This window comes from Verrucomicrobiota bacterium, assembly GCA_039192515.1.
GTDB lineage: Bacteria > Verrucomicrobiota > Verrucomicrobiia > Methylacidiphilales > JBCCWR01 > JBCCWR01.
In genome coordinates, this window is the sequence record JBCCXA010000031.1 from 1 (window position 1) to 26,923 (window position 26,923).

17 protein-coding genes are annotated in these 26,923 nt (G+C 43.8%); 10 read left to right on the forward strand and 7 right to left on the reverse strand.

Features of this window, described 5'->3' with window-relative positions:
* From AAGA18_12475 to AAGA18_12490, 4 genes are all read right to left on the reverse strand, one after another.
* Positions 1–2,421: sulfatase (locus AAGA18_12475; protein ID MEM9446153.1), on the reverse strand; the 2,421-nt coding region annotated here is incomplete at its 3' end.
* A gap of 46 nt (positions 2,422–2,467) precedes the next feature.
* Positions 2,468–5,008: a sulfatase-like hydrolase/transferase gene (locus AAGA18_12480; protein MEM9446154.1), complete on the reverse strand. Its 2,541-nt coding sequence runs from the start codon at positions 5,006–5,008 to the stop codon at positions 2,468–2,470.
* Between the two features lie 884 nt (positions 5,009–5,892).
* Positions 5,893–6,690 carry a hypothetical protein gene (locus tag AAGA18_12485; protein ID MEM9446155.1) on the reverse strand — a complete coding sequence of 266 codons (798 nt, stop codon included), beginning with the start codon at positions 6,688–6,690 and terminating at the stop codon, positions 5,893–5,895.
* 583 nt (positions 6,691–7,273) lie between these two features.
* On the reverse strand, positions 7,274–8,329 hold the full coding sequence (locus AAGA18_12490; protein MEM9446156.1) for an IS481 family transposase: 1,056 nt from the start codon (positions 8,327–8,329) through the stop codon (positions 7,274–7,276).
* 1,067 nt (positions 8,330–9,396) lie between these two features.
* Here AAGA18_12490 and AAGA18_12495 point away from each other — a divergent pair.
* From AAGA18_12495 to AAGA18_12505, 3 genes are read left to right on the forward strand one after another with little or no spacing between them, the layout of a single operon-like run.
* The gene (locus AAGA18_12495) at positions 9,397–11,235 is read left to right on the forward strand and encodes a sulfatase-like hydrolase/transferase (protein ID MEM9446157.1); all 1,839 of its coding nucleotides are present in this window, start codon (positions 9,397–9,399) and stop codon (positions 11,233–11,235) included.
* Between the two features lie 22 nt (positions 11,236–11,257).
* Positions 11,258–12,733 (forward strand): sulfatase, encoded by a 1,476-nt coding sequence (locus AAGA18_12500; GenBank protein MEM9446158.1) that lies wholly within the window; start codon positions 11,258–11,260, stop codon positions 12,731–12,733.
* A gap of 24 nt (positions 12,734–12,757) precedes the next feature.
* A complete protein-coding gene (locus AAGA18_12505; GenBank protein ID MEM9446159.1) occupies positions 12,758–13,912 on the forward strand; it encodes a glycosyl hydrolase in 1,155 nt (384 codons plus the stop codon).
* 98 nt (positions 13,913–14,010) lie between these two features.
* On the opposite strand, the gene AAGA18_12510 is transcribed toward AAGA18_12505, so the two are convergent.
* On the reverse strand, positions 14,011–16,584 hold the full coding sequence (locus AAGA18_12510) for a malectin domain-containing carbohydrate-binding protein (protein MEM9446160.1): 2,574 nt from the start codon (positions 16,582–16,584) through the stop codon (positions 14,011–14,013).
* Between the two features lie 192 nt (positions 16,585–16,776).
* Here AAGA18_12510 and AAGA18_12515 point away from each other — a divergent pair, with 192 nt between their 5' ends.
* Together AAGA18_12515 and AAGA18_12520 are read left to right on the forward strand one after the other, a co-directional pair.
* A complete protein-coding gene (locus AAGA18_12515; GenBank protein MEM9446161.1) occupies positions 16,777–17,571 on the forward strand; it encodes a helix-turn-helix domain-containing protein in 795 nt (264 codons plus the stop codon).
* Between the two features lie 216 nt (positions 17,572–17,787).
* On the forward strand, positions 17,788–19,674 hold the full coding sequence (locus AAGA18_12520; GenBank protein ID MEM9446162.1) for a sulfatase-like hydrolase/transferase: 1,887 nt from the start codon (positions 17,788–17,790) through the stop codon (positions 19,672–19,674).
* Between the two features lie 15 nt (positions 19,675–19,689).
* Here the strand turns inward: AAGA18_12520 and mgtE are convergent, their stop codons facing one another.
* Entirely contained in the window at positions 19,690–21,033 is a 1,344-nt protein-coding gene (mgtE, locus tag AAGA18_12525; GenBank protein ID MEM9446163.1) for a magnesium transporter, read from the reverse strand.
* Positions 21,034–21,269: 236 nt separating this feature from the next.
* On the opposite strand from mgtE, the gene AAGA18_12530 reads away from it, so the two are divergent.
* Entirely contained in the window at positions 21,270–22,085 is an 816-nt protein-coding gene (locus AAGA18_12530; GenBank protein ID MEM9446164.1) for an MBL fold metallo-hydrolase, read from the forward strand.
* Here AAGA18_12530 and AAGA18_12535 read toward each other — a convergent pair.
* On the reverse strand, positions 22,082–22,963 hold the full coding sequence (locus AAGA18_12535; GenBank protein MEM9446165.1) for a DUF481 domain-containing protein: 882 nt from the start codon (positions 22,961–22,963) through the stop codon (positions 22,082–22,084). The two genes, AAGA18_12530 and AAGA18_12535, sit on opposite strands and share 4 nt — an antisense overlap.
* Positions 22,964–23,117: 154 nt before the next feature.
* On the opposite strand from AAGA18_12535, the gene leuC reads away from it, so the two are divergent.
* The 4 genes from leuC to AAGA18_12555 all read left to right on the forward strand — a co-directional run bounded on the left by leuC (position 23,118) and on the right by AAGA18_12555 (position 26,923).
* The gene (leuC, locus tag AAGA18_12540) at positions 23,118–24,542 is read left to right on the forward strand and encodes a 3-isopropylmalate dehydratase large subunit (GenBank protein ID MEM9446166.1); all 1,425 of its coding nucleotides are present in this window, start codon (positions 23,118–23,120) and stop codon (positions 24,540–24,542) included.
* Positions 24,543–24,564: 22 nt separating this feature from the next.
* A complete protein-coding gene (gene leuD, locus AAGA18_12545) occupies positions 24,565–25,161 on the forward strand; it encodes a 3-isopropylmalate dehydratase small subunit (protein ID MEM9446167.1) in 597 nt (198 codons plus the stop codon).
* Between the two features lie 80 nt (positions 25,162–25,241).
* On the forward strand, positions 25,242–25,721 hold the full coding sequence (locus tag AAGA18_12550) for an Lrp/AsnC family transcriptional regulator (protein ID MEM9446168.1): 480 nt from the start codon (positions 25,242–25,244) through the stop codon (positions 25,719–25,721).
* Complete coding sequence (locus AAGA18_12555; protein MEM9446169.1) at positions 25,718–26,923, forward strand: aminotransferase class I/II-fold pyridoxal phosphate-dependent enzyme; 1,206 nt, start codon at positions 25,718–25,720, stop codon at positions 26,921–26,923. Before AAGA18_12550 ends, AAGA18_12555 begins: the two co-directional genes overlap by 4 nt.

Consider the following 26,923-nt stretch of genomic DNA (forward strand, 5'->3'; position numbering starts at 1 on the left):
CAGTTCCAAGGTGTTGCGTCCACTTCCAAAATCAAGGCCTTTGAGTCCGGAAGGGAAAAAAGCTAAACTCGGATAGGTAACGGCTCCCTTACTGGGAGTTGCATGATTTCCTAGACCAGAAAGATCTGACCATTGGCTCACTGGGTTTCCTTCAACAGAGCTGGCATCTGTGGCATTCAAGTGCAATACCAGTTCTGCGGCCCCTGGGCCAGACCCTGAATCGGATTCTTTGGCCCACTTCTGAACTAGAGCTTCCCGTTCAGATGCAAATGTTTTCGCGTCAAGAGAACCGTAGAAAATCTTCACTTCTCCTACCAGACCATTTAGATAACGGTTACTTTTAGTCGTCATACCTAGAAGTACCGGAGCGTTTTTCGAGAAATCTGCCGGAGGAACTATCGCGCCATTCGTAACACCGGATTGGGAATCCCAAAGCTCGAAAAGCTCAGTTCCAGCATGATAGTTTACCCCAACCACAACTGAATTTCCTTCTGCGACCGACCCGTTTTGACTCAATTCCTCACCATCTAAATAAGATTCTATGCCACCATTAGTCATACGAATCAAAAAACCAGATTTCGTATTCGATTCATTACCAATAAGGTCCTCACGGCTATTCCCAGCTTTTTTCACTCGTTTGTAAGCCATGAGCACGCTAAAGCCTGGAGGATTCTTACCTGACTGATCTAACCAATCGTCGGAGTCTTTCGCACTAAACAACTGCAAAGCACTGGCCGTAGAACCAAAATCTAAACCACTAAGTCCTGAGGCGAAGGTTTCTTCACTGGGATAGCTAATCAGACCTGTATTAGCAATTGCGTCATTGCTATTGCTGGACTGATCCTTCCAACGAGTTACTGGATTGCCATCTACTGAAGCGACCAAGGACGCATCTAGATGCTGCACTTGAACTGGATCGACCGGATCAACTGGGGGATCCTTAATTTGCCCAGGTTTTTGTTCCCAATTCCAAAGTAATTTGGAGAGGCGAGCCACTTCTCCAGCATATGCTGGATCATTCGCCACATTAATACGTTCCTCGGGATGCACCTCGTAGTCGTAAAGCTCGACATCGAACAAATCCTTTTTATTGCCCCAGCCTGTGCGCCACTCCACGTAACGATAACGTTCATCGCGAACCGCATGACCGACATCACCACTGCGTTTCACCACATGCCAAGCAGGAGTATTCCAACCAGGGTTGGCAGGATCCTCAAGCAAGGGACGTAAGCTAGCACCATCTCCAACAACGAGGGGGTCTAAGCCGCAAAGATCTAACATCGTCGGGAAAAGGTCGACTGATTCAACCATCTTGCTGGATGTCCTCCCAAATGTTTTAGAAAAGCCAGGTGCTGAGATAATCAAGGGCGCTCCCGCAGTCATTTCTAAATTAGTTGACTTGGTCCAGGATCCCAAATGACCGAGTTGGTATCCGTGATCACTCCAAAAAATGATAATGGTGTTATCGGTGAGCCCGCTTTTGTCTAACTGATTTAGAATTCGTCCGATCTGTGCATCTACAAAGCTGATACAAGCTGCGTAGCCTTGGCGGAGACGCTTTGCGTCTTTACCTTTCGGTTGATTGTTTTTGCTAAAGCCGTCCCCATATTTCCAAAGCTCGTGATTGTTCCGTAGCTGCTTCTTAGAGGCTTTTTCTGGTAAGCTTTCAAGCGTAGGCATAGCTGGCGGGTTATCCGGATCATAGAGGTCCCAATATTTTTTAGGCGCATTAAAAGGAAGATGCGGTTTTTGAAACCCCGCCATAAACATGAAGGGTCGGTCATCTTTTGCTGCGTCCTTAATCCACTTGATACACATGTCCGCTAACTGTCCGTCCATATAAGAATTATCAGGAACATCCAACGGACCCTCAGCCGCAGGGAGCTGGCCCTTGATCTCAGCGCTATTATCGCTATTTAACTTTTCACGAAGAGCAGATAATTTGGGGTCCGCGTAATAAGAACTTGCGTCCCCTTTCCAATACAACTCAAATTTGTCCTCCCTATCTTTTGGGACATCCCCCAAAGTATGCCAAATTTTTCCAAGTGTTGCCGTCATGTAGCCGGCATCAGTAAAAGTCGTGCCCATAGTCTGAACACCTTCTAGATCTAGCCACTGAGAGGGGCCATATGCCTGATTTGTTCGCTCGCAACGCACCCCAGTCAGCATCGCAGCGCGCGACGGTATACAAATGGGATTAGAAACGTAGTGATTGCGAAACAAAACTCCTTGAGCAGCTAGCGAGTCAATATTAGGGGTATGCATCTGGGTGTCGCCATAGCAGTTGAGCTGAGAACGTAAATCATCTACCGCAATGAATAATACGTTGGGACGTGTGTCGGCGTGAGAGGTAAGAGGATTCGTCAAGCAACCTGCAAGACTCAAAGCAGTAATGGACATTAACTTGTAATATATTTTCATAAAAAAGTAATTTTCAATTTATCAACTTAAGCTATCTCACTAGCTTCTACTGCTGATCGATATCCACCTTAATAAATATCCTTTCTTCTACTTCCGGTAGCGCATATATCACCTCTTCGTAATAGGTGTCGAAGTTGTTAGCACCTAGCTCGGTAAGCGTAAGCGGTGACCATGACCCCTGGCTTAAATCAGGACTGGCCAAAATCGTATATTGCAAAGTAGGGTCTCCAAGGCGCCGGAAATGTTTAAACCGCAGGGCAGATTCTACTTCTTCGACACTCATCGCTAGGGCACTGTCAGGACGCATAGGGTTTCCACCAAGAGCATATTCGACCAGATTGAGAATTCCGTCTTGATCGAAATCATCTTCGGGCCCGCCAATATCCATACCCAGTTCTGGCCACCAATAGTTGTCATAACCGTCGCCAATCCATTTTCCAAGCCAAGCAGCTTGTTCCTCAGCAAAGTCTGAAGTGCTTAAGGCTGCATTGTATATTTTAACTTCCCCAATCACACCTTGCGCGAAGCGACTACTGTTGGTTGTGGTACCAACTCGAACTGGATATGCTGTTGTGAAATTATCCGCACTAATATTAGCATTTAAAAGCGTATCATTGTAAGCGTCCCAAAATTGCACAGCGCCGGTGGCTGCATCGTAGTTGATAGCAATAATCGTCGATTGACCAACGGGCAGACTGTTTGCTTGGGTAAGTTTGAGGTTCCCTAAATGGACACGCGGGGCGCCACCTCCGCCCGAAGTAAGCTTGATACATAAGCCTTTACCACCCGAACTGTTGCCAAACAAATCCTGTGGACTTTTAGACCCAATTCGCTTGAAAGACAAAAATATTGCGAATCCTTTACCGTTGTCAGATTGATCAAGCCAGAGTGCTGAATCATCCGCATCAAAAAGCTTGAAAGAGGTTCGCTCGTTGCTGAATCCCACTCCCTTTAAGCCAGATGGGAAGGCCTCTTGGCTTGGATAAATTGGAGTCCCATGTTGTGCTTGGACATGATTTTTGAAGGTCGACATGTCGTTCCATGTAGTCATGACTGAACCCTCTATCGAGGAACCGTTGGCAGCAGTAGAATCTAGATGCAAAACCAAACTTGGAGGATCTTTAACTGGGGGGTCAGGTAAATCAGGATTTTCCCAATTCCACAACAAGCCGGATAGACGTGCGACCTCATCCGCATATGCTGGGTCGTCCACCACATTAATTCGTTCCTCAGGGTGAACTTCATAGTCATAAAGCTCGGTGCCCAACAAATTGCTATTTCGCCTCCAGTCTTTGCGCCACTCGATGTAGCGGTAACGCTCATCACGAATAGCACGACCACAGCCCGGCCCCCCACGCTTTACGACGTGCCATGCCGGATTGTTCCAGGCTGGATTCGCAGGGTCTTCTAACAGCGGACGCAGAGTTACTCCATCTGTCAATTGTAAAGGGTCCAATCCGCAGAGATCCACAAGTGTCGGAAAAATATCAACAGATTCGACAACTTTTGTAGATCGTGATCCATTGGTATTCGCAAACCCTGGAGCCGAAATAATCAAAGGGGCACCAGCGGTCATTTCCATATTAGTTCCTTTGGTCCAGCTACCGAGATGGCCAAGCTGGTACCCATGGTCGCTCCAGAAGACGATGACGGTGTTATCAGCGAGGCGAAGTCTTTCTAATTCAGACATTACTTTACCGATCTGCGCATCTACATAGCTGATACAAGCAGCGTAAGCTTGTCGCAGACGTTTTGCATCGTTTCCGGACGGCGGACGATTAAATCTAAAGCCATCTTCATAATTCCATAGTTCGTGATTGGTTCGTAACTGATTTTCATTTCCGCCTTCGGGGAGTGTTTCCAAAACCGGCATTCCGGGCGGATTATCCGGATCGTATAAATCCCAATATTTCTTCGGCGCGTTAAATGGTAAATGGGGCTTTTTAAACCCACACATGATGAGAAACGGCTTATTTTTCTTAGCCGCCTTGCCTAAGTATTCAATACATTTAGCGGCAATCAATCCATCGCCGTAGGCATCATCTTCTACATCAAGAGGGCCCTCAGCAGCAGGAAGCTTTTTTTTGTCTGTCACATTCTTGTGGCTAGGATCTGCAAAATCGGCGCTGTTTGGGTCTTTCCACGTTTCGTCGAAGCCTTTGCGATTTTCGGGGACATCATTATTCTGCGCGTGCCAAATTTTACCTATTGATACAGTATAATAACCCGCGTCATCAAATACACCCCCGATAGTTTCCACGCCCTCTAAGTCAAGCCACATCGATGGACCAAATTCTTGCTCGGTCCGCTCACAACGAATACTCGTTAGCAAAGCTGCGCGAGAGGGAATACAGACAGGATGAGATACGTAATGGTTGCGAAACAAAACCCCTCGACCTGCCAGCGAATCAATATTGGGAGTATACATTTGCGAATCCCCGTAGCAATTTAACTGCGATCGTAAATCATCAACCGCTATAAATAATACATTAGGGCGAGTATCAGCATTTACTTGTGCCACAGTGATCAATAACCCTGCTGCAATAGTGAGACTCAATCTGCAAGAAAGGAGTAGTAGAAATTTCATAGCGAGAGACCTTACATTGTTTATGCAATTACTAGGAAGTTAGTGTTTAATTTCCACTTCACCATGTCGTAGTTATTCTCGCAGGATTTATAGACGTCTTAGGTAATGAGCTAAAAACCATTAACACAAGCTGAGATTTATGCAAATAGCCCGATCGATCAAAATTGGACCAGGCCAGAAAATCTTCAAAGATAACTTTTATTGACTTTGCTATTTGTAGTGTGTTGCTCATAGTTAGTCCTGTGTTGAATTTAATAATTATAGCTTGTTAGCTAGTTTGTTACAATTTACTTATAGTTAACAGTAAGCGTCTAAAGTCTGCTTATAATACTAATTTATTACAATTATTACAATGTAAAAAATGACGACTGTTGTCAAGACTCTTTGTAATTAGAACCTAACTCATTCAAGCTTAATAAGTTAAGTTAAAGGAAATCCCCAAAATTGGCAATACCATCTTCAAAAAGTTGACGAGTACATGCTAATTAGATCCTTTTTAGAGTGCAGATTACCTCATCAAGCGAAGGGGGAGCTGAAAAACGCGGATAAAGCAGAGAGAACTCTCTCAGTAATCCAGAAAAATGCCACTTCGATAAAGCTCTATCTTATTTGGCCTCAAGACTTTATGCAAATATACAAATCTAGATCACATTTGCGGGTTGCGGCCTTTTCACTATCTCACGATTCAACTGCGGATAGAACGATAGCGAACAACAGGGCAATCTACTCAAGCCACTTATGTGGTAGTCTAAGCAAAAACTAGCTATCCTCATGTGGCATTCCCAAATGGAACTTCGAAGTCTTAGTTTCTTTTTACTCATTAAACTTCAACAAAGGGTCCTTTTTGTGCAGATTCTTATCCAGAACTCAGCTTAGAAGTAAATTTACTTCTTTGTCTTAATCACCGGATTACCCGCAGGATTGTTTACTATAAATATTTTAAATGCCTTTCTTTTACTGGAATTCTTATCAGTAGCGAATGGAGTAATATTGATCAACTTAGAATCCCTATCAATTTTAATAGAATCATTAGTAGCCCAATAGTAGCCTTCGTAATCCTCTTCATATTGGATCTCATAATTTTGAATTGTCATGTATCCGCTATAAGTCCTGATTGTTTTCTTATTAACTTTCTCTTGATTCATTATCTCTTTAAAATTAAATAACGAATAAGTGTAGGTGCCATCAATACTAGTGGATGAATATATCCAACCTTCTCTTCCTGGCACATCAACATCTGGACCAAACCCTGCTGTCTCGAGAAAAGAACCAGGTGGAGAAACAAGACCCAGATAAACATCTTTACCGTTATTAGCATCGGTCATATTGAACGCAGTTAATGTAAAATAATAGTCATCAGTTAAACTAAAACGGTCAAAGTCATTCTGCATGTAATCATCTATGTCCTGGCGTTTGATTACTGAATCTCTTTCATCCAATGTGATACACACCGCATCTTCTCTAAGTTTTGAAGGAGTTCTTTGTAAAAACCGTTGCTTTGCTTTTGAATAGATAACAACTGTATTTGTTGATTCCCCAATGCTAGGAAAATTATCATAACTCAGTATTTCAGGAGAATCCGTGTGCGCCGTATTTACAAGTGCAAAAGCTCCCAGTAATATGGTTAAATTGCTCTGATAAATGATTTTAATTGACTTTGTTATTAGAAGTTTATTTTTCATTATCTTTGAACCTTTCTTTTTGATTTATTTTTTGTCCTTCTCAAAAATTTCATTTAGCCCCCGGATCATCACAGTAAAAAATTTAACTACTTAATTCATTTACTAAGTCAAGTAAATCGGCTATTTTTGCGCTATATTTACACAGATAAAAGTAATGTTTATACTTTTATACAAGTTTGGCCTAGCACACCAATTTCATATCCAAAGAGATGTAGGGTTAGAATCTATTGCTTTGCCTCGGCAGCTCAGACCAGCATTCACCCTAACAAAACTACTTTTAAAATGTCGCCGCCAAGAAAAACGTGATAACCCAGGATAAATTTCTCAAATTTTTTGATTACGTGAGCAGAGCAGGAAAATAAATGGGAGTACGGGCAATTAGAAGCTCATAAGAAATAGATGAGCACGAGATAGAAGCGAAGGTAACCCGGGTGGCAGCGAAAGCTGAACAATTAGGTAGAGCCAAACATTTACCGGCCACAAAATATTAATTTACAGTCAAGCAAAGACTATTCCCGTTGGATTATTTGTAATAGTCACGACAAGATCTGACAAGGTTACCTGTCTGGGGTAGTTGAGATTGTTAGTTGTTCATGTTGTTTTGATTTAGATTATCTACTTTTTTGATCCAATCAAGTTTGCCTTCAAGGAGTGTATGAAGAGGCGTTCTACCGCAGCACATTTTGCCTTGATGGGTGCGTTTAGAGTTATAATCATCAATCCATTGGTCTAAGTCTTTTTGGAGCTCATCAAGGTTATCATATAATTTTTTCCTAAAAGCGATATTGTAAAACTCCTCAAGAATAGTTCGATGGAAACGTTCGCAGATTCCATTGGGTTGAGGGTGTTTAGCCTTTGTTTTAGAATGATCGATATTATGGATAGCCAGGAAAAGCTCGTAGTCATGAGAATCATGCTTACCGCAAAATTCAGTGCCTCGATCTGTAAGGATACGCAGGATCCCCAATTGATGCTCTTCAAAGAAAGGTAGCACCCTATCATTGAGCAAATCAGCAGCTGTAATGGGAGTCTTCATATTGTAGAGCTTAACAAAAGCAACTTTAGAATAAGTATCTACAAAGGTTTGCTGATAAATACGGCCAACACCCTTGATAGTTCCTACATAGAAGGTGTCTTGAGAGCCCAAATATCCAGGGTGCTCGGTCTCAATTTCACCATGAAATTGGTCATGCTCCTTCTTGCGCTCTAAAGCTACCATTTGAGTCTCTGTGAGGATAAGGCCTTCTTTAGCAACTTGTTGCTCCAGAGCTCTTAAACGAAGTTTAAAAGTATGAAGATTGTGTCTAAGCCAAACGCTTCGGACACCTCCACCAGATATACCCATCCCTTCCTGGCGAAGTTGATTACTCATACGGAGTTGTCCAAGTGCAGGATTTTGAAGTGTGAGCTCCAAAATGCGTTTCTCGATGAGAGAATCTACTCTGTTCTTGTGGTTAGGCTTGCGTCTGTTTTGTTCAACTAAAGATTCAAATCCACCTTCATCGCTAAGCTTTTTGTATCTATAAAAGGTATCTCGTGAGTATCCCATGATACTGCATGCTTTCGAGACGTTGCCTAGTTCTTGAGCTAGATTTAATAATCCGACTTTATTTTTAATGATCTTATCGTTTATAGTCATTTTGAGGTTATTCCTTTCTGTTTATGTGTTGGTTTGGTTTTCAACACCCAGGCTGGGTAACCTCTTTTCTTTTTCAAGTGTCAGATTTCATCGTGACTAATACAGATTATTCTTTAAATCTCAAGTCATCGATAACCGGCTGGTAAAGCTTACCTTTTGTACTAAGGTGAACGAGTGGTTTGCTTTTTTCTTTAGATTTTCCTGGTGGCTCAAATGGTGAACCAGACTCTCCCCTCATGGCTCGTCTATTGGATCAAAATTATTTTGAGGCTTTTCCATTTTAAATCTTTTTTGCATTCGTATTGTTTATTCGTTGCGAAAGGACTGATATTTACCATCTTTTTACCGTTGGCAAGAGTGTAATCATCGTTCGTAGTCCAGTAGTTGCTCTCCCAACCCCTTTTCTAGTTCACGATATAATTTTGAATAGACATGTATCCGCTATATGTCTTGATTTTTGCGCCATTCATCTTTCTTGATTCTACATCTCTTTAAAAGCAAAGACAGTTCCAAAGTAGGTGGCATCTTTCTTATCGAGCGAAGCATGTAGCCAACCTAACTTTCTTGGTATTTCCACATCAAGACTGAATGTCACTGTCTGGAAAGTCGAGCCAGGTTGTATGACGCAAGCTATATATACATCTTTAGAAATTTGATCGATACTATGCCCATATGGAAGGTGAGCTAATAATCAATATTGTCTTTCATGCTAGAACTATCGAAGTTATTCTGTGTAATATACAAATCTTGGAAAGTCATTATAACACAATATTTTAGGTGGATCTGCGCGAATTGTATCTAGAGATACAAGAAGGTGAAATAGTGCGGTGAAGTTTCCAACATAATCCTTGAACCGACAAGTCCGTGATAAATCAATGTATAGGGATTCGTGTTATTTTTTTAAAACAATCTACATATCACTAAGATTCACAACCCCAGTTAGACCCAAATCATATTGTATTTGCGTCAGTAGGATCTTTATTAACAGAAAGCCCCGTTTCGTTTGAAAATTCAAACTAACATTTTATTTACGTGAGTTGATTTTCTCTTATATTTAAGATTCAGCTATGGGTGGTAATATTTTTAATTTTGTCAAAATATTAATCCCACGCGGCAAACTCACGCTTTCCTTCTTTTACGGCACGATTAGCATTTTATCACTTTTGACCTTGTCATCTACGCTTCAGGCAAACAAACCCAACCTCTTGTTGATCGTGACGGATGATCAGGGTTACGGTGATCTATCCCTACATGGGAACACGGTATTAGACACCCCCCATTTAGATAAGCTGGGGCAAGAATCCATGAGATTTGAAAGTTTTCACACCACCCCTGTTTGTGCCACTACCAGGGCCTCTCTGCTCACTGGGAAGAATCATCTGAAGGTAGGAGTTTGGGGCGTTCATATCTCTCGCGACTACCTCCATTTGCGGGAAAATACACTGGCGCAAATTCTCAAAGATACGGGGTATGCTACTGGTTTTATTGGAAAATGGCATTGTGGGCGCGCACCAGCTTGGATGCCCTGGAACCGAGGTTTCGACGAAGCCTGGGTTGCGGATCTTTATAATCATTATGAAACCCCCATCAGCTACAACGGTAGGGCTCTTAAAACGAAGGGCTGGGCGGATGAATCTTTTACCAACCTTGCCATTGATTTCATAAAAAAGCAGAAGCAGCCCTTTTTCCTGATGTTGAATTATATGAGTATTCATACCCCGCTCGAGGCGCCAGAAACATCTATACAGAAGCACCGAGATAAGGGGCAATCCGAGTATTTTTCAACACTCAATGGGATGATCGAGTATCTCGATTTTAACATCGGGAGATTAGTTCATTCCTTGGAAACATCTGGACTGCGAAAAGATACAGTCATCGTGTTCATCAGTGACAATGGTCCTATTCACAAAACAAAATCAAATAAGCATAGGTTAACTCGTGAGGAAATCAGACTCCGGTGCCCTCAGAAATATAAAGGGGTGAAAGGAAACATTTGGCAAAATGCCCTTCGGGTCCCATGCTTTATAAGCTGGCCTGGGAAGATTGACCCAGGCTCTATAGATGCGTTTACCGATGTCACAGACCTTTTTCCGACCCTTCTTGATTTGGCAAATGCCAAGCTCCCACAAAACGGAGAAACCATCGACGGACTTTCCCTCAATCCTTTCTTGCAAGGGCAACAAACGAGCTGGCCAGAGAAACGTGATTTTTACAGGCCTCATTGGACCATTTCATTGAGTGGCTCTATGCAAAAAAACAATGTCTTAGTTTCCAAAAACACTCTTAAGTTTGATACACAGATTGGAGCCTGGAGACATGGCCCCTACAAGTTTGTGAAGGTCAAGAAAGAATATTCTCTTTACGACATTTCCAAGGATCCTTCTGAAAAAACTAACATCATGTCTGATCATCCAGAGCTCGCGGACAAGATGAAAGCGCAATTAAAGATGGCGTTTGAAGATGTTGTCCAGCACCCTCGCAGTTTCATTCATCCCCGTTTTCATATTGGCCACCCTGTTTATGACACCTATGACCAGGTGGGAGGCAATCTAAGCGGATCGCAAATTCCTTGCGGTGGTGGTATTCAAATGTCTGGCAATGTAAAAGCTGATATTCACAGCTCTTTGAACTGGAAGGAATCCGGGGATTCACAGACTATACCAGTAGAAGTAATAACCGGTGGAGAGTATGAAGTTCGGATTGATGCTCCGGGATCTTGCCAAGGCACTAAGCTCATGGTAACTGTTGGAGACTCCATTCTGAAAGGAACATTGAAACAAGCGGGAACCGAGTGGAAGCTAGGCACTCTCAAGCTTAAAGAAGGCGCACAAGATCTCACTATTCATCTCATTCAAAAATCTAAAGACTTTTCCATCCTGCGTATGATCAATTTTATCAAACAATAAGTAACTTCTAGAAACAAAAGGCATGACAAACTCTCTACTACTTAAAAATATTAAATTATTCAGTATATTCACACTGGCATGTTTATTAGCTCAAACTGAAGCAGCCGATAAACAACAAAATGTGCTTTTTATAGCTGTCGATGATTTAAGATCTCAACTGAAGTGTTACGGTTATGAAAAAATGGTGACTCCACACATCGACTCGCTGGCGGAAGAGGGAGTCCTCTTCCAGAATCATTACGTGTCGAATCCTATCTGTATTCCCTCCCGAGCAGCTCTTCTCACGAGTATCCGGTGCGAGCGGACGCGGCAAGCCTACGGTCCTTCCAATTGGATTGAACTAGATGGAGTACAGACAATTGGTCGCACCTTCGGTGATGCCGGTTACATGACCGCTTCGCTTGGCAAAGTCTGGCATACCCGAGGAGATGTACCTGAGGATAAAGCGGACCGTTTTGACGTTGTCTGGAAACGTGCCGATAGCGACATCTACGCGGATCCGGAATTTTCGGAACTACGCGAAAATCTCGATTATGGCGACAAGGAAGGGGTACGAAAAATAAAAGCAAAACTGCCTGCTGCCGAAGGACCCCTGGACGTTCCAGATGAAGCCTATGGCGATGGATTAATGGTTCCTGAAGTCATTAAATTGATGAGTCAAGCAGTGGAATCTAAAAAACCATTCATGTTTATCCTTGGCTTCCAAAAACCGCACCTACCCTTCAATGCACCCAAACGTTATTGGGATCTTTACGATCCTGAAAGCCTCCCGGGAACTCCAACTCGAGAGAACTTGCCACAGGATGCCTCTAAGTTTCAACTCCGCTCAAATCATGAGCTGTGGAAATATGCGGACGGCTTTAGCAAGAGTGCCCCCCCCAGCGGAAAGGCTGCCAGCCGGCTTCTTCATGCATACGCCGCATGTATAAGCTATGTCGACACGCAAATTGGAAAAGTCTTAGCAGAGCTGGAACGTCTCAAAATCCGTGAGCAAACGATCATTGTATTTTGGAGCGACCACGGTTATCAGCTTGGACATCTGGGAAGCTGGACCAAACTGACTAATTTTGAAATGACCGCTGGAGCACCCCTAATCATTTCAGCTCCCGGATTCAGTCGCGGGAAAAAGACGACAAAAGTCGTTGAAAGCGTCGATCTTTTTCCCACGTTGTTGGATCTTTGCAGTCTAAGCCCATTACCACTAACAGATGGTGTAACCTTACGCCCTCTACTGCTCAATCCAGAAAACCCTGATTGGAACGAGCCCGCTTTTCACGTCGTCAGACGCGGTAGCAATGCCGTGGGCTTGGCGGTTAGGGATGAGAAATTCCGCTATATTGAATGGAGGAAAGGGTGGGAGCAGGACAGCAAAGTTCTTGAAGTCGAACTCTACGATTATAGTAAACACCCCGAGGAGCGCATTAATGTAGCTGACACCCCGGAGTACGCAGTGGAACGTCAACGTCTTGCTCAATTACTCTGGAGTTGGAAAAATTAAATAACCTTTAAACCCATAAATTAAATGCAAAAACACTTCTATCTTAGAATCATCATTATAGTAACCGGGATCGTAATAACCTCACTATCGGATTTAGATGCCTCTCTCTCCGATCCGGACGCCACCCCGGAAACAGTTATTTTCTATAACAATCTTAAGGAGATCTCCAAGACCCACCTCCTTTACGGGCAATACACACCGTATACCAGGGGGAAGTATATCCAGAATGATGAAGAGCGTATGATGGAACCCCGATTCGACAAAACGGACTCTATGGCGCTTGTCGGGGCGCACCCAGCAGTTGTTGAATTTGGGTTACATAAAGAAATCCATCACGAATACTGGAAAAAGCTGATACCTGAACTGCACCGAAGAGGTGTCGTTATAAGCCTGAGCTCACATCCTAGAAATCCAGATTTAGAAGTTCCGCACAATAACTCGCATAAATCCAACGAGGGCGATCCAGTCACTAAAGTATTAGACCGCAACAGTCCTGACCACAAAGGCTGGATGAGAGAACTGCGCAAATATGGAGAATTTATCAAAACTTTAAAAGATGACAAAGGCCGACCCATTCCTCTACTTCTTCGATTGTATCATGAACATACAGGTGGTTGGTTCTGGTGGGGAACTAAAACTTCAACTCCCGAACAGTTTAATGAGCTCTGGAGAATGACGGTTGATTTTTATCGCCAAGACATGAAACTACATAATTTGATCTATGTGATCTCACCTAGTAAACCTACTACCCGAGAAAAATACTTATCACGTTTTCCAGGAATGGACTATGTCGATGTCTTCGGTTTGGATAGCTATGAAACCGAAGCTGGACCTGAGATTTTGCTACAGTCCTCTCGGGTAGCTGCCCAATTGGCGAAGGAAAACGACAAAATCGCAGCAATCACAGAATTCGGATACAAGAAAGGATTCTCAAAGCTGACTGATGCAAAATTTTTCACAAATATGTTTTTGGAGAACATAAAGAAAGATCCTCTCGCTTCAGAGGTTGTGTATGCCTTGACGTGGTTTGGCCGAAAGCCCCAAACTGAAGAGGAACCCAGTAACTGGAGCGCCTACAAGGACGAGCCGTCAACCAAGCATGTTTTTCCCGATTTTGTCAAGTTCCACAAAAACCCTTGGACTCTCTTTGAAGGCGAGGTACCTCCGCTTTACAAATAATTAATAGGTTAGAGCGCTTTCTCATTCATTTTAAGCACTCATTCGCTGATGCCCAATCTAAGCCAAATGATTAGAGGTTGAGGAAGCTATCAACTATCCTATAAAACAGGAATTAATTCTATTCCACTGATCTTGGCATTTGCCGCGCTTTCTTGACGGAAATTAATCAAGATTGACCCACTGGCATCCGCCGTGGCTTTAAATTCTTTGACCAGTGCAGTAAATGCATCCACCTCCGCGAGTATATCAAATCCAGCAAGCACCTCCTTCCCGTTAATATCCACACCGAAAATTCGCTGGCCTGGCGAAATGAAAAAAATCTCAGCGAAATGCAAGCGTACTGTGTAATCGTTGTTGGGGTTCAAACCAGCGAATACGTATGAGAAATCCCCAGTATTCCAGCGCTCGCTTTGATACAAAGATTCTGGAGCAGGGATGGGAGCATTCGTGCTATCTATCACTATAGCCTGAGAAGTTGAATTCAAATTACTAGCGCTAAATCCCGAGTCAGCGGCAAAAAAATCATCAATAGCTGGGCCTCCAGAATTGATGCCAAATCCAGATATAGATGGCGCGGCTGGACTCAGCTCCACATAGTCCAGATTAAACTTATTGTTTTGAAGTAGAATTCTCAACTCTTGCACCCCGGCCTCAAGAAATAGTGGATCTCCTGACTTCAGTTTCCAATCATACCATCCATCACCATTCGTATTAAAAGTAAGCGAGCTTCCCACGAGCTCACCATCGACTTCAAAGGCTAAACTTTTGTTCGCGCCATTGCCTGACGCAACCCGAGCCACGACATTGTAATAGCCTGTCTCAGCGACATTGATAGTATAAGCTACCCATTCTCCTTTTCGAACCCAACCGATGCAATATCCGCCCTCTTGATTAGAATCCAAATCCACGTCGTCTTCACGGTATAGACCTCCTATATTACCAGTGGTTTTATCAAAATAGCCAACATTCTGCCCCCCTTCATTATAATCTTCTGCTTCAATACGACCGGGGATGCCAATGGAAGGTGTACTCACTTTAGCAGCATTAGCCACGACTATACCATTGATCAAAGCTCCTCCCTTGCTAGACATGAAGCCCAGATCCAGTGAACCGTCCTCAACTACCACATCATACAAGATCTCAACAGCAAGTTTATCACCTACCGCTGCATATAAGTCCAGATCATTCAACACCAGATTCCCTTCTATCGATAGATCGAAGATCCGCTTATTGATTTTGCTTTTTTCGATCTCGGCAAGCTGAACCAAGAGGCTGTAACGGCCATTGGCCACTTCTAATTGATAGTAAGAATGCCCGACACGTGCTGTCCTATAAAGAGGGTCATCATAGGTATCTTCTATTTCCATTTTATTTGAAATTTTCTTTACGGATCCACCTTTATAGAAACGTTTATTATCCGCTTCGTAGTTAAATCCTATGCCGTCACCAAAACCATCACCATCAGCATCATCGGAATTAGCATTCTTATAAGAAGGACCACCCGCATTTATCGCTAGAACGAAATCATTGTAAGAAACCACCTCTACCGTGTATGGTGTAGAAGCTGAGAACAAAGAATTGGTGACCACAACTTGTAAGTTGTAGATGCCCGGCTCACTGAAAATAGCTCGTGTAATTTTAGTATTAGGCTCCCCAAATTGAACCGTCCCTGGGCCCGAAACCTGACTCCATTGCACTGTTGCAGCAACCCCTATGGGGTTAGCAATCAGGCTGGCAGTTCCCCGCTCATGAACTAAAAGACTTCCCGTCACATAGACTTCCAAACCTTGAGGCTCACCCGTGCCTCCAGTAAGAATATCTACGATACCTCGCAAAATTGGCTCGTTGTCTTTTTCTTCAATATCCGAGCCCGGACCATTGTTCCACATCGGTTGGCGATCAAACATCGCAAAAAATTTTCCACTACCCACATCAGCATGAGCGAGAGCCGCATATTGAGGATTCTCAATGGTAATACCCTCAGGATCATCGAGATCTACCAGAAGCCCTTCTACTCTGTGTTCCTCATTGTAAGGAATTAAGATCGTTGCAATGTCTGTATCAACTGCTACAGGAGAAACGCCTTCCCCCTCTAAGATTGGACGATCCACAACTAACGGATCCGTTGCATTTGGTCCTGGACGAAAAGATGCCGTGCCACCACCTAAGTCGACCGTAACTTCCATCCCATAATCAGAGATCAAATTGTTAGTAACAGTTTGGCCAATAGGATTATCTCCTCCTACTATTTTGAAAAAACCACCAGATGCAGAATCGCTGTATATCAAAGCGTTTCCACCAGCGCTAAGCCATCTATGAAGTGCTCTTTTCTCAGTCGCGGTCCAAATTTCCTGATGCAAGCCAAATATAATCCCATCAAATTGATTTAAAAACGCATTATTTAGCCTTATCTCCTTATCATAGTATCCAGTAATTGTATGACCATCTCGCTCAACTAATTCTTTGAATAGACTAAGACCCGTGTCGCCAGAATCAGCCAGTAGCATCTGATCGTAGGGCTCTTCATTAGGACCTGAGGGCACGGCCCCATCTGGTGCGACATCACCGTAAATATAGGCGATATTGCCGGCAATAAGAGGCAAAGTAACGAATGATAACATCAGCACAAGAGCTACATATTTTAGGCCTGAACAGGCGTGATACAATTTCATATGAGTAATTCCGATTTGACTTTTAATCCTTAAATAAGGCATCATTATATCTGAAAAATCGCTATAATTCTTCTCATTATAAAAGAAATCTTTCCCATATTCGAACTTTAGAGGAACTTAGAGATTAATATTACGCTTACAGATGATTTTTATCCATTCGGCCTTCGCGGGCGCCAGGACAATATTCTTCCCATGAAGCGGGCCCATCGGCATATGGAAATTGAATTATTCACCAGCGTGGACTCAAAATTTGTTCGCAGGTTCGGTGACGAAATTGAATACTTTGAAAAAGATGAGCTCGTCATCTTCTGGGGCTGCATCCCACACCAATTATTGGAGATGAAGGAATGCGAGCGCGGTTTCATTGCCTATTTCCCTTTGAGCTTGTTTTTCAATTGGAATTTACCCGCATCATTCCGTCAAGCAATTTTACAGGGTAGAACTCTTAGATTTTCCAAAAGATCCTCAGCAATTCAACTCGCTTTGGATAACTTGAAAAATGTGCTTCCTAAACCGAATGCGATGAATCTGAAAATTTCCCGCTCCGCATACTTACTTGTGCAGGGGTCCGTTCAGGCTATTGCTGAAGAATACATGAAACAAAATCTGGAATACAACTTTACACCCTCCGAAAATATGTGTTTCGAAAAAGTTGTGGGCATGCTTGAGTATTTGGCGGCAAATTATCAACGACCAATCACAGCGAATGATATTTGCTCTAGTGTAAATCTCAATGTGACCTATGGGCGAACGCTGTTTAGAAAAGCAGTGAGCATGACCCTGCAAAAATTCCTTAGGCAACTAAGGGTCGAACAAGCAAAATACCTTCTTTCACAGACAGATCTTCCAATTATAGAGGTTTGTATGGACTCTGGTTTCGCTAGCAATAGTCGCTTCTATGCGAGTTTTCAAGAAACCACACACCTCTCACCCAAAGCTTACCGCCAAGCTGCCCAGAAACGTATTGCTTTGCTGCCAAATGCCTAAGCACTCAACCATTGTCCACTACAACCCCATAATGACAGAAGGTGTGCAAGATACGTTAAAGCTTGAGAGATAGATAAGGAGCACTTACTTGGGGATAGCACTGTCATAAATCCCATAAAACCTATTTACTATCAAGATGTTAAAAGGATTCTTTACTCTCTAATACATTATTCAGGTTTCATGCTAAGGTTTCTGCGTTAACCTTCAAAAATCACTATGAAAAAATACTACACCTTATATCTTAATATTGCTACGACGTTCCTAAGTTTAGGGATTTTGATTATTTCAAACTCACACTCTGCAATTGCGGAATCAAAGCGACCCAATATCGTCTGGATGTGTGGCGAAGACTTGGGCGCTCAACTCAGCCCTTACGGGGAAAAGCACGCCCGCTACGCCAAGACGCCAAATATTGACCATATTGCTAACTTGAGTCTGACCTACAATCTTGCCTGGTCAAACTCACCAGTATGTCGCCCGGCAAGGACGGCCTTGGCCATGGGAATGTATGCGGAGAGCTTGGGCGGTCAGCACATGCGCTCAACAGTGTCACCCCCTCCAGGCTCCAAAATGTATTCACAGATTCTAAGCGAAGCTGGCTACAAAACGGCCAATCATGGGAAAGAAGACTATGCCGTGCGTAAAACTGGCACACTATGGAATAGTAATGCTTCACTAGCTGATATTGAACAACCATTTTTCATGAAGCTGCAATACGGCAAGCTACACGAGGGCGGCATCCGCGCTAAAATGAAAGAGCTCAAAAAGTCTAAAATTCCAAGGTATGACTTGCCCGCCTTTCATCCGGATATCCCCGAAATGCACCTAGCCTGGCATGCCCTATACAAGCGGATCGAAGAATTCGATGGAGTCATTGGCAAATGGCTTGAGACTATGAAAGAGCATAGTCTAATGGAAAATACTATCATTATGATCTGGGGGGACCACGGGCCCGCTATTGCACGTGGGAAGCGCTACGTAAGAGATTTTGGGCTTCGTGTGCCCCTGATTATCTACATTCCTGAGAAATACCGATCTACCCTAGCGCCTAAGGAATACAATCCCGGCACCAAGACAAACCGCCCGGTTAGCTTTGTCGACATTGGCCCGACTATGCTGAGCCTGGCTGGTATCGAACCTCCCCCTACTATGCAAGGCCTCCCATTTATGGGTGTTTACAGTAAGGAGCCACGCCAATATATCTTTGGCGCGCGCGGCCGCATGGACGAGCGTATCGATATGATACGGACCGTACGCAATGAACGCTACCAGCTCATGCGCAACTACATGCCTCATCTACCTTATGGTCAACATATACAGACCCTTCATGAAAACCTCGTCATGAACCCCTGGAAAGCAAAAACCGAGGCCGGTGAGTTAGGTCTACCCTCATCAAGTTATTGGAACCCCAAGCCACCCGTAGAGCTATACGACATGCAAAACGACCCGGATCAAGTAAAGAACCTCGCCGATGATCCCAACTATAGCGATACTCGCAAAGAACTAATGGCTGTCTTGCACAAGCAACAAGAGGAAATTCGTGATATTGGATTTGTCCCAGAGTCACAAATCCATTCGCGCCCGGCCAAGGGTCAAACACCCTACGAATGGGCACATTCAGATGTCTACGACCTCAAAAGAATCCGCACCATTGCTGAACTTGCAGCAGATGGTGAGTTGGAGGCTGTGCCAACTCTTGTTGAATCAATGAATGATGCCGACCCCGCTGTCCAATATTGGGCGACTCTAGGTCTTCTGATCCGCGGGGAAGCCACAATTAAGACACACCGTAAGGCTTTACTAACGGTTCTTGATATAAAATCAGCACCCTCTGCGCGCGTAGTCGCGGCTGAGGCCTTGGCACGCTATGGCGATATCAGTGATCGCGAAGCTGCGCTTGCCACCTTGCTCAAGCTTGCCAAAGCTAAAAACTCTGAATCTGATCAACACATAGAGCTCGCTGCCCTCAATGTCATGGATAGACTGGATGCCATGATGCTACCTTACTACGATCAAATCAAAAAACTGGAAACCAAAGGTTACAGCAAACGAGTTTTAGAATCCAAGCTTCTTCCCGACCTGAAAAAACTCAAAGAGAAATAATTTTCTCTACCACTATCACAGCATATATTGGGGAAAGAATTGCATTCCCAATGCGGCTAGTCCGAGGAAAACAAAAAAACCAATAACATCGGTTACAGTCGTCAACATAATAGCCGAGGCCAGGGCGGGGTCTATTTTAAGACTTTTTAAGCCTAAGGGAATCAATACTCCAGCCACGGCAGCCACCAACATATTCAATGCCATAGCCAGACATGTGATGATGCCCAAACTCAAATTTCCTTTCCACACCCAAGACACTAAACCCACTATTAGACCAATAGATATACCATTGATCAATCCTACAACTACTTCCTTAACCAAAGCCGCTCGCTGTTGCTGTAAGGAAACTTCTGACAAGGCTAGTGAGCGTACTAGGATAGTCAGTGTTTGAGTTCCAGCATTCCCTCCTTGTCCCGCAATGATAGGAAGAAAAATGGCCAAAACTGCATACTGGGCAATCGTCTCTTCAAAAATAGAAACCACAAGTCCTGCAGCAAAAGCCGTTGCTAGATTGACACATAACCAGGGCAAGCGATTACGAACCGACGTACGCCAGGAGGTATCCAACATTTCCTCACCTGAGAGACCCACCATCCTCTGCATATCCTCAGTAGCCTCCTCTTGAACAATCTCGATGACATCATCACTCAGGATAATACCTTGTAAGCGCTGAAAATCATCCACTACAGGAATAGAATTAAAGTGATAACGCTGAAATAAAGTGGCTACTTCTTCTTGGTCTGCATGAACGGAGACACACCTTACATCTCGATCCATCAGTTCCTCGATCATACGATCCGCTTTGGAGAAAAGAAGATCCCTAACCCTCAGAACACCACGAAGTCTGCCATCCTCATCTATTACATAGATGTAAAACAAATCTTCACTGTTAATCTCTTCGTGCGTACGCAGCTTTTCGGTAGCTTCGGCAACACTCAATGACTCGGAGAGCGCAATAAACTCGGTCTGCATGGTACCCCCAGCAGAATCCTCGGGATATTTCAAAAGGCTGCGCATCTCAGCAGCATCTTCGGGATTCAGGGAACCCATGATCTCATTGAGACGCTTAGCAGAAAGTTGCCCTAAGACGTCTGCAGCATCATCCGTAAACATCTCTCCGATAATTCCAGAAAGCCTATTGAGGCGCATAGTTTCAAAAAGCTGCACGGACATCTCAATGGGATACTCCGCTATCACTTCCGCAGTTAATTCATCAGGTAGTTGTCGCAAAACCTCGCGAATTTTACTTACTGGGATAGACCTTGTTTGCTCAGCAATGTCAGCAGGGTGACATTGCTTTAATGACTCTATCCATTGTGGATCTTTGACATCAATGATCAGCTCATCTATTTTTTCCAAAGCGCACCTCCCAAACGGTTTAACCCGAATGATGCCTTAGAGACCTAAAGATCTGTGCAAGATCTTGGGCCAAGAAACATCATCTCCATTGGATCAAACTACGGCAAAGCTTCTGCAGTGTCAGCTAAATTTCCGAATAACATCCTTTACCAAAACAAGCTATTTGCCATAAATAAATCGCTCGCAAGAATTTCCAGAATAGTCTAGCTATTAAACCCCACCAGTATGCATTGATTATGATTCCATTAGAAGACAACCACGAAGATATCATCGGCAAAGCCATTACAGGACTGAACTTATCTCCCAAGGATATTTGTGAAAAATCAGGCATCCATGCAGACGATTTAAAAAAAATTTTAGCTGGCGACACAGACAAGGAAGCCATTTCCAAAATTGCACCAACACTAAATCTCTCTATCCAAGCACTGCTCGACAGTGCAGAAAAAAAGTGGCACCCAAACATCTCTTCCCTACCAGCAGAATTGCACACCTATACCACTCCATTTGATGACATGACGGTAAACTCCTACCTCATTATCTTACCCAAGACCAATCGCGCCATAGCCTTTGACACTGGAACCGATGCAAATCAGATGCTGGACTTAATTTCCAGCGAAAATCTCCAGCTAACGCACATCTTTCTTACCCATACACATGGAGACCATATTTTTGAGCTCGATCGCATGACTGAGAAAACGGGAGCGATAGCTCATGTCAATGTCAAGGAGAAGATCCCTGGAGCTACTACTTTTAATTTTGGAAAACATTTTGAATTAGATTCCGTGACTATTCGCACCTTGCAAACGACTGGCCATAGTATTGGCGGAACAACCTATGTGCTAGAGGGTTTGAGTAAAAAGCTAGCCATTGTCGGAGACGCTATCTTCGCCGGATCTATGGGAGGCGGCATGATTTCTTATGAAGATGCCTTAGAGGCTAATCAATCTCAGATCTTAACTCTGCCAGATGAAACTCTATTATGTCCAGGCCACGGCCCCATCACTCAAGTAGGCTTGGAAAAGCAACACAACCCATTTTTTGCCACAGCCTAAAAATCAATCACAATTGAGGAGGTGGATAAAAGATCGTATTCCTGCTTATCCGAAGCTGGCTTATTATCATATAAATTCTCCAAAGAAAATCGTAGACTCAGATGCTCCATCAGGCGGCTTTCTAATCCTAACTCAAAACTAGCATTCCAGTCCTCAAGGTCCTGGGCATTTTGTAAAAACCCAGCTTCATGATACATTTTAATCGCATCATTAAATTGATATTCTATATGATGGGTCACTCGTCCACGCAGACTTGTGTCTAGACTCGAGTCGTTTAATTCCTCCAGCACGAGCACAGGCCCCGCTTCCAAAGACATAGAAAATTTATCTGTTTCGTAAAACTTATATCCAATTCCAGGCCCAATCGTAAATCGGTAATTAATCCCTAATTGATCATCATAAAGCCCTTCCCCTAGTGCTAACCAATACCAACGATCACCAATCTCTCGGTTGTATTGCAGACGCCCCAAGGCTTTTTGAGCCGTGGTTTCTTCTTCTGTTTCTCCTAAAGACCCCTCGACACGTAATTGTAATTTATCTAGTTCACTCTCACGAGTGGCTTTGGCTTTAAGGTTCAGCAAAAAGGAATCTGTATTGCCGCGCGACAAATTTGCACCAAGTGAGATATCACGCTTCCATTTGACTTTGTTTAAATCAGTGAGTTGTTCCATCTTTGCCTGTGGCGTCAACGGCTTAGCCGTCACTGGCCTGCCGGACAATTGCCCACGTAATGCTTCATTCTCTTTTTTTAGCGATTCAATTTCCTTCAACAAATCATTCCTAGTTCGACTATCCGCCAATCCCACAGACAGGCTTACTGTAAAAATAGCCAATGTGAGTAAAACCGCTCTTGAATATTCTCTCCCTAAAATTTTCATTGCCTCCTAATAAACAGAATCCCTACCAGATATCAATGACTTAGAGGAGGCCATGATGATATGGAGAAGTTGCTCAAAAAATGTGGTCATGATAATCATTGCCTAGAAGCAGTTCTTACCCTATGCTTTTGGGCCATTTAATCAGAGAAAAACCATGGGAAAAACACTCTTCGAAAAAGTTTGGGAAGCGCACAAGGTTCAGGATTTAGCTAATGGGCAAACACAACTGCTTATTGGAACGCATCTCGTACACGAAGTGACTAGTCCTCAAGCGTTTGCTATGCTAAGAGAGCGTGGTTTAAAGGTCCGGTATCCTCACCGCACATTTGCTACCGTTGACCATATTATCCCAACTGATCAACGCGAACGCCCTTTTGCTGACCAGCTAGCAGATGATATGATCGAAGAACTGGGTAAGAACTGTAAAGAGTTCGGTGTTACTTATTTCGATGTCGCTTCAGGAAAGCAGGGAATTGTTCACACTGTTGGGCCAGAGCAGGGCATTACTCAGCCAGGAACCACCATCGCTTGCGGAGACTCTCATACTTCTACTCATGGTGCTTTCGGAGCCATAGCTTTCGGCATTGGCACAAGCCAGGTGCGAGACGTTCTTGCCACACAAACGATGGCCATAGGCAAACTCAAAGTTCGCCGCATCAATGTAAATGGACAGCTCAGCGCTGGAGTCTATGCCAAAGACGTAATTCTTCACATTATTCGAATACTTGGAGTAAATGGCGGCACCGGCTATGCCTACGAATACGCGGGAAATACCTTTGATAACTTCTCTATGGAAGAACGCATGACCGTTTGCAATATGTCGATTGAGGGTGGTGCACGAGTTGGTTATGTCAACCCCGATGAAACAACTTTTGCGTATCTGAAAGGACGCCCGTATTCACCCAAGGGCGTACCATGGGATCAAGCAGTCGAACAATGGCAGTCTTTTGCATCTGATGCTGACGCTAAATATGATGATGTAGTGAATATCAATGCCGCTGATATCGAACCAACCGTAACTTGGGGCATTAATCCGAGTCAGGGCATCGCCATTAATGAAAATATCCCTGCAGTCGCTGATGGTGCCAATGAAGCGGATCAAGCTTCCATTGCTGAAGCTCTCGAATACATGCAATTCGAGGGAGGAGAAGCAATCAAAGGCAAAAAGATCAACGTCGCCTTCATTGGCTCATGCACCAACGGTCGATACTCCGATTTTGTTGAAGTAGCAGAGTATATCAAAGGCCATAAGGTTGCTGAGGGTGTCCGAGCCATAGCTGTGCCCGGATCACAAGTCGTGGGAAGAATCCTCCATGAAAAGGGTATTGACCAAATATTTAGGGATGCTGGCTTTGATTGGCGTGATGCCGGTTGCTCCATGTGCTTAGCCATGAATCCTGACAAATTGGTTGGAGATGAGCTATGCGCTAGCTCCAGCAATCGAAATTTTAAAGGGCGCCAAGGCAGCCCTACTGGTAGAACCCTATTAATGAGCCCATTAATGGTCGCTGCTGCTGCCGTGAAAGGAGAGGTCAGTGATGCTCGTGAGGTCTTTCAACCCGAATCGTTGATCCTCTAATATCTCAAACTTAACATTTAATATGGATAAAATCACTCAAGTTAAAGGCCGTTGTGTTCCCGCACCCGGCAACGATATAGACACCGATCGTATTATCCCAGCCAGATTCATGAAGTGCGTCACTTTTGATGGCCTAGGTGAATATTTCTTTTATGACGTTCGTTTCGACAAGGAAGGTAACAAAACGGATCACGCTCTTAATGACAAAAAGTTTGAGGGCGCGACTATCTTACTTTCAGGAAACAATTTTGGCTGTGGTTCTTCACGCGAACACGCTCCCCAATCCATCTATCGTTATGGAATAAGAGCTGTTGTAGCAGAGGGTTATGCTGAGATTTTCTTTGGGAATTCCACAACTCTTGGCATGCCTTGCGTCACCGCCAACAAAGAGGATATAGCGAGTATTCGTGAAATCATTGAGGACGACCCCTCTGCTGAACTTCTTATTGATATCCATGTACTTCAGTTAAGTATTAAGGACCAAACCTTCCCCTGTGAGATGCGTGACTCAGCCCGCGAGGCACTTACTTCTGGCCGCTGGGACCCCCTTGGCAGCTTAATTGAATCAGAGAAACAAGTTGCCACCGTGGCACAAAAGCTTCCGTATATGTCCATCTAATTAGAACCTTATTGAAATGGCATGGGTTCACATTCCTGTTTTCTCCATTGAGACCTATCCAATGCTTGCTATAGTTCCATATGGATAAAATCCTAAAAATCCTTGAAGAAAATGCTCTAGCGTCGCCTGAGACCATTGCAGAAATGCTCAAAAGGCCTGTCGATCAAGTGCGCCAAGAAATTAAGAAACTTGAGGAGGAAGATGTCATACTCGCCTATAAAGCAATCGTCGATGACGAGAAGGCTGATCGCAAGCTGGTCTTAGCCGTGATTGAAGTGCGGATCACACCCGAACGAGGTGGTGGATTCAATAGGCTCGCAGATAGAATTGCTCAATTTGCGGAAGTTAAATCATGCTACTTAATGAGCGGCTCCTACGACTTACTAGTATTTGTAGAAGGCCCAGATCTAAAACAAGTCGCTAGTTTTGTTTCTGCAAAGCTCTCAACCTTAGAAGGTGTTCTTTCAACGGCTACGCACTTCATGCTAAAAACATATAAGGAGCAAGGCACCTTATTCCGACGTCATAGTTCTGAGGAACGCTTGAGCATCTCACCATGAGCCAACGCCCACCCACTTCCCTCAGCGACTCAGAATCTTTTATCGCCGAACATATACGGAATATCCCACGTTCCGGAATACGCGATTTTTTTGAACTGGTCCAAGGTCGTCAGGACATCATATCACTAGGGATAGGAGAACCAGATTTTGTCACTCCCTGGCATATCAGAGAAGCCACTATCTATGCACTTGAACAGGGCAAGACAAGCTATACCTCTAACCTAGGATTACTAAGCCTCCGTAAGAGCATTTCGTACTACCTTGAAAAGAATTTCCAGATTCGTTATCAACCCGAAAATGAAATTATCATCACTGTTGGTGTATCAGAAGCTATCGATCTAGCGCTTCGGGCTATTATCAACCCGGGAGACGAGATCCTCTATCACCAACCTTGTTATGTATCCTATTCGCCTAGTATTTTACTCGCTCGCGGCGTGCCTATCCCGGTCATGACTAAGCCTGAAAATGATTTTTCGCTAAAAGCAGAGGATATTGCACCTCTCATCACCTCTAAGACCAAGGCCCTCCTTCTCAACTTCCCCACAAACCCTACAGGTGCGGTTTTGCCAAAAGAGGAGGCTCAGAAAATTGCAAAACTTTGCTCGGAAAATAACATCCTAGTCATTTCTGACGAAGTGTACGCTGAACTCACTTATGATGGAGAACATGTCTCAATCGCCTCCCTACCAGGTATGCGCGAAAGAACTATATTCCTCCATGGATTAAGTAAGGCATATGCGATGACAGGATTTCGCCTCGGTTATGCTTGTGCTTCTGCTCCTCTAGTAGAAGCCATGATGCGGGTACACCAATATTCCATGTTATGCGCTTCTATTATGAGTCAAGAAGCAGCCATTGAAGCATTAGAAAACGGCAAAACAGAGATGGAGAGGATGAAATCTTCTTATCAAGAGCGCCGAAACTACATCGTACATCATTTTAAGCGACTTGGTCTTACTTGCTTCGAACCTCAGGGAGCCTTTTATGTTTTCCCTTCTATTCAATCAACGGGCCTAAGCAGCCACGAGTTTGCCCATCAATTAGTCAACCAAGAAAATGTTGCAGTCGTCCCTGGTAATGCATTTGGGGAAGGCGGAGAAGGCTTTATCCGCTGCAGTTACGCAACTTCCATGAAGCTCCTAGAAGAGGCCATGCATAGAATAGAAAGATTTTGCAAAAGCATGACAAACTCTTCAGTCTAA

Excerpts from the sequence above, each read along its gene's own strand:
- AAGA18_12480 (MEM9446154.1), bottom strand. The coding sequence starts at position 5,008 with ATGAAATTTCTACTACTCCTTTCTTGCAGATTGAGTCTCACTATTGCA.
- AAGA18_12485 (MEM9446155.1), bottom strand. The coding sequence starts at position 6,690 with ATGAAAAATAAACTTCTAATAACAAAGTCAATTAAAATCATTTATCAG.
- AAGA18_12490 (MEM9446156.1), bottom strand. The coding sequence starts at position 8,329 with ATGACTATAAACGATAAGATCATTAAAAATAAAGTCGGATTATTAAAT.
- AAGA18_12495 (MEM9446157.1), top strand. The coding sequence starts at position 9,397 with ATGGGTGGTAATATTTTTAATTTTGTCAAAATATTAATCCCACGCGGC.
- AAGA18_12500 (MEM9446158.1), top strand. The coding sequence starts at position 11,258 with ATGACAAACTCTCTACTACTTAAAAATATTAAATTATTCAGTATATTC.
- AAGA18_12505 (MEM9446159.1), top strand. The coding sequence starts at position 12,758 with ATGCAAAAACACTTCTATCTTAGAATCATCATTATAGTAACCGGGATC.
- AAGA18_12510 (MEM9446160.1), bottom strand. The coding sequence starts at position 16,584 with ATGAAATTGTATCACGCCTGTTCAGGCCTAAAATATGTAGCTCTTGTG.
- AAGA18_12515 (MEM9446161.1), top strand. The coding sequence starts at position 16,777 with ATGAAGCGGGCCCATCGGCATATGGAAATTGAATTATTCACCAGCGTG.
- AAGA18_12520 (MEM9446162.1), top strand. The coding sequence starts at position 17,788 with ATGAAAAAATACTACACCTTATATCTTAATATTGCTACGACGTTCCTA.
- AAGA18_12530 (MEM9446164.1), top strand. The coding sequence starts at position 21,270 with ATGATTCCATTAGAAGACAACCACGAAGATATCATCGGCAAAGCCATT.
- AAGA18_12535 (MEM9446165.1), bottom strand. The coding sequence starts at position 22,963 with ATGAAAATTTTAGGGAGAGAATATTCAAGAGCGGTTTTACTCACATTG.
- leuC (MEM9446166.1), top strand. The coding sequence starts at position 23,118 with ATGGGAAAAACACTCTTCGAAAAAGTTTGGGAAGCGCACAAGGTTCAG.
- leuD (MEM9446167.1), top strand. The coding sequence starts at position 24,565 with ATGGATAAAATCACTCAAGTTAAAGGCCGTTGTGTTCCCGCACCCGGC.
- AAGA18_12550 (MEM9446168.1), top strand. The coding sequence starts at position 25,242 with ATGGATAAAATCCTAAAAATCCTTGAAGAAAATGCTCTAGCGTCGCCT.
- AAGA18_12555 (MEM9446169.1), top strand. The coding sequence starts at position 25,718 with ATGAGCCAACGCCCACCCACTTCCCTCAGCGACTCAGAATCTTTTATC.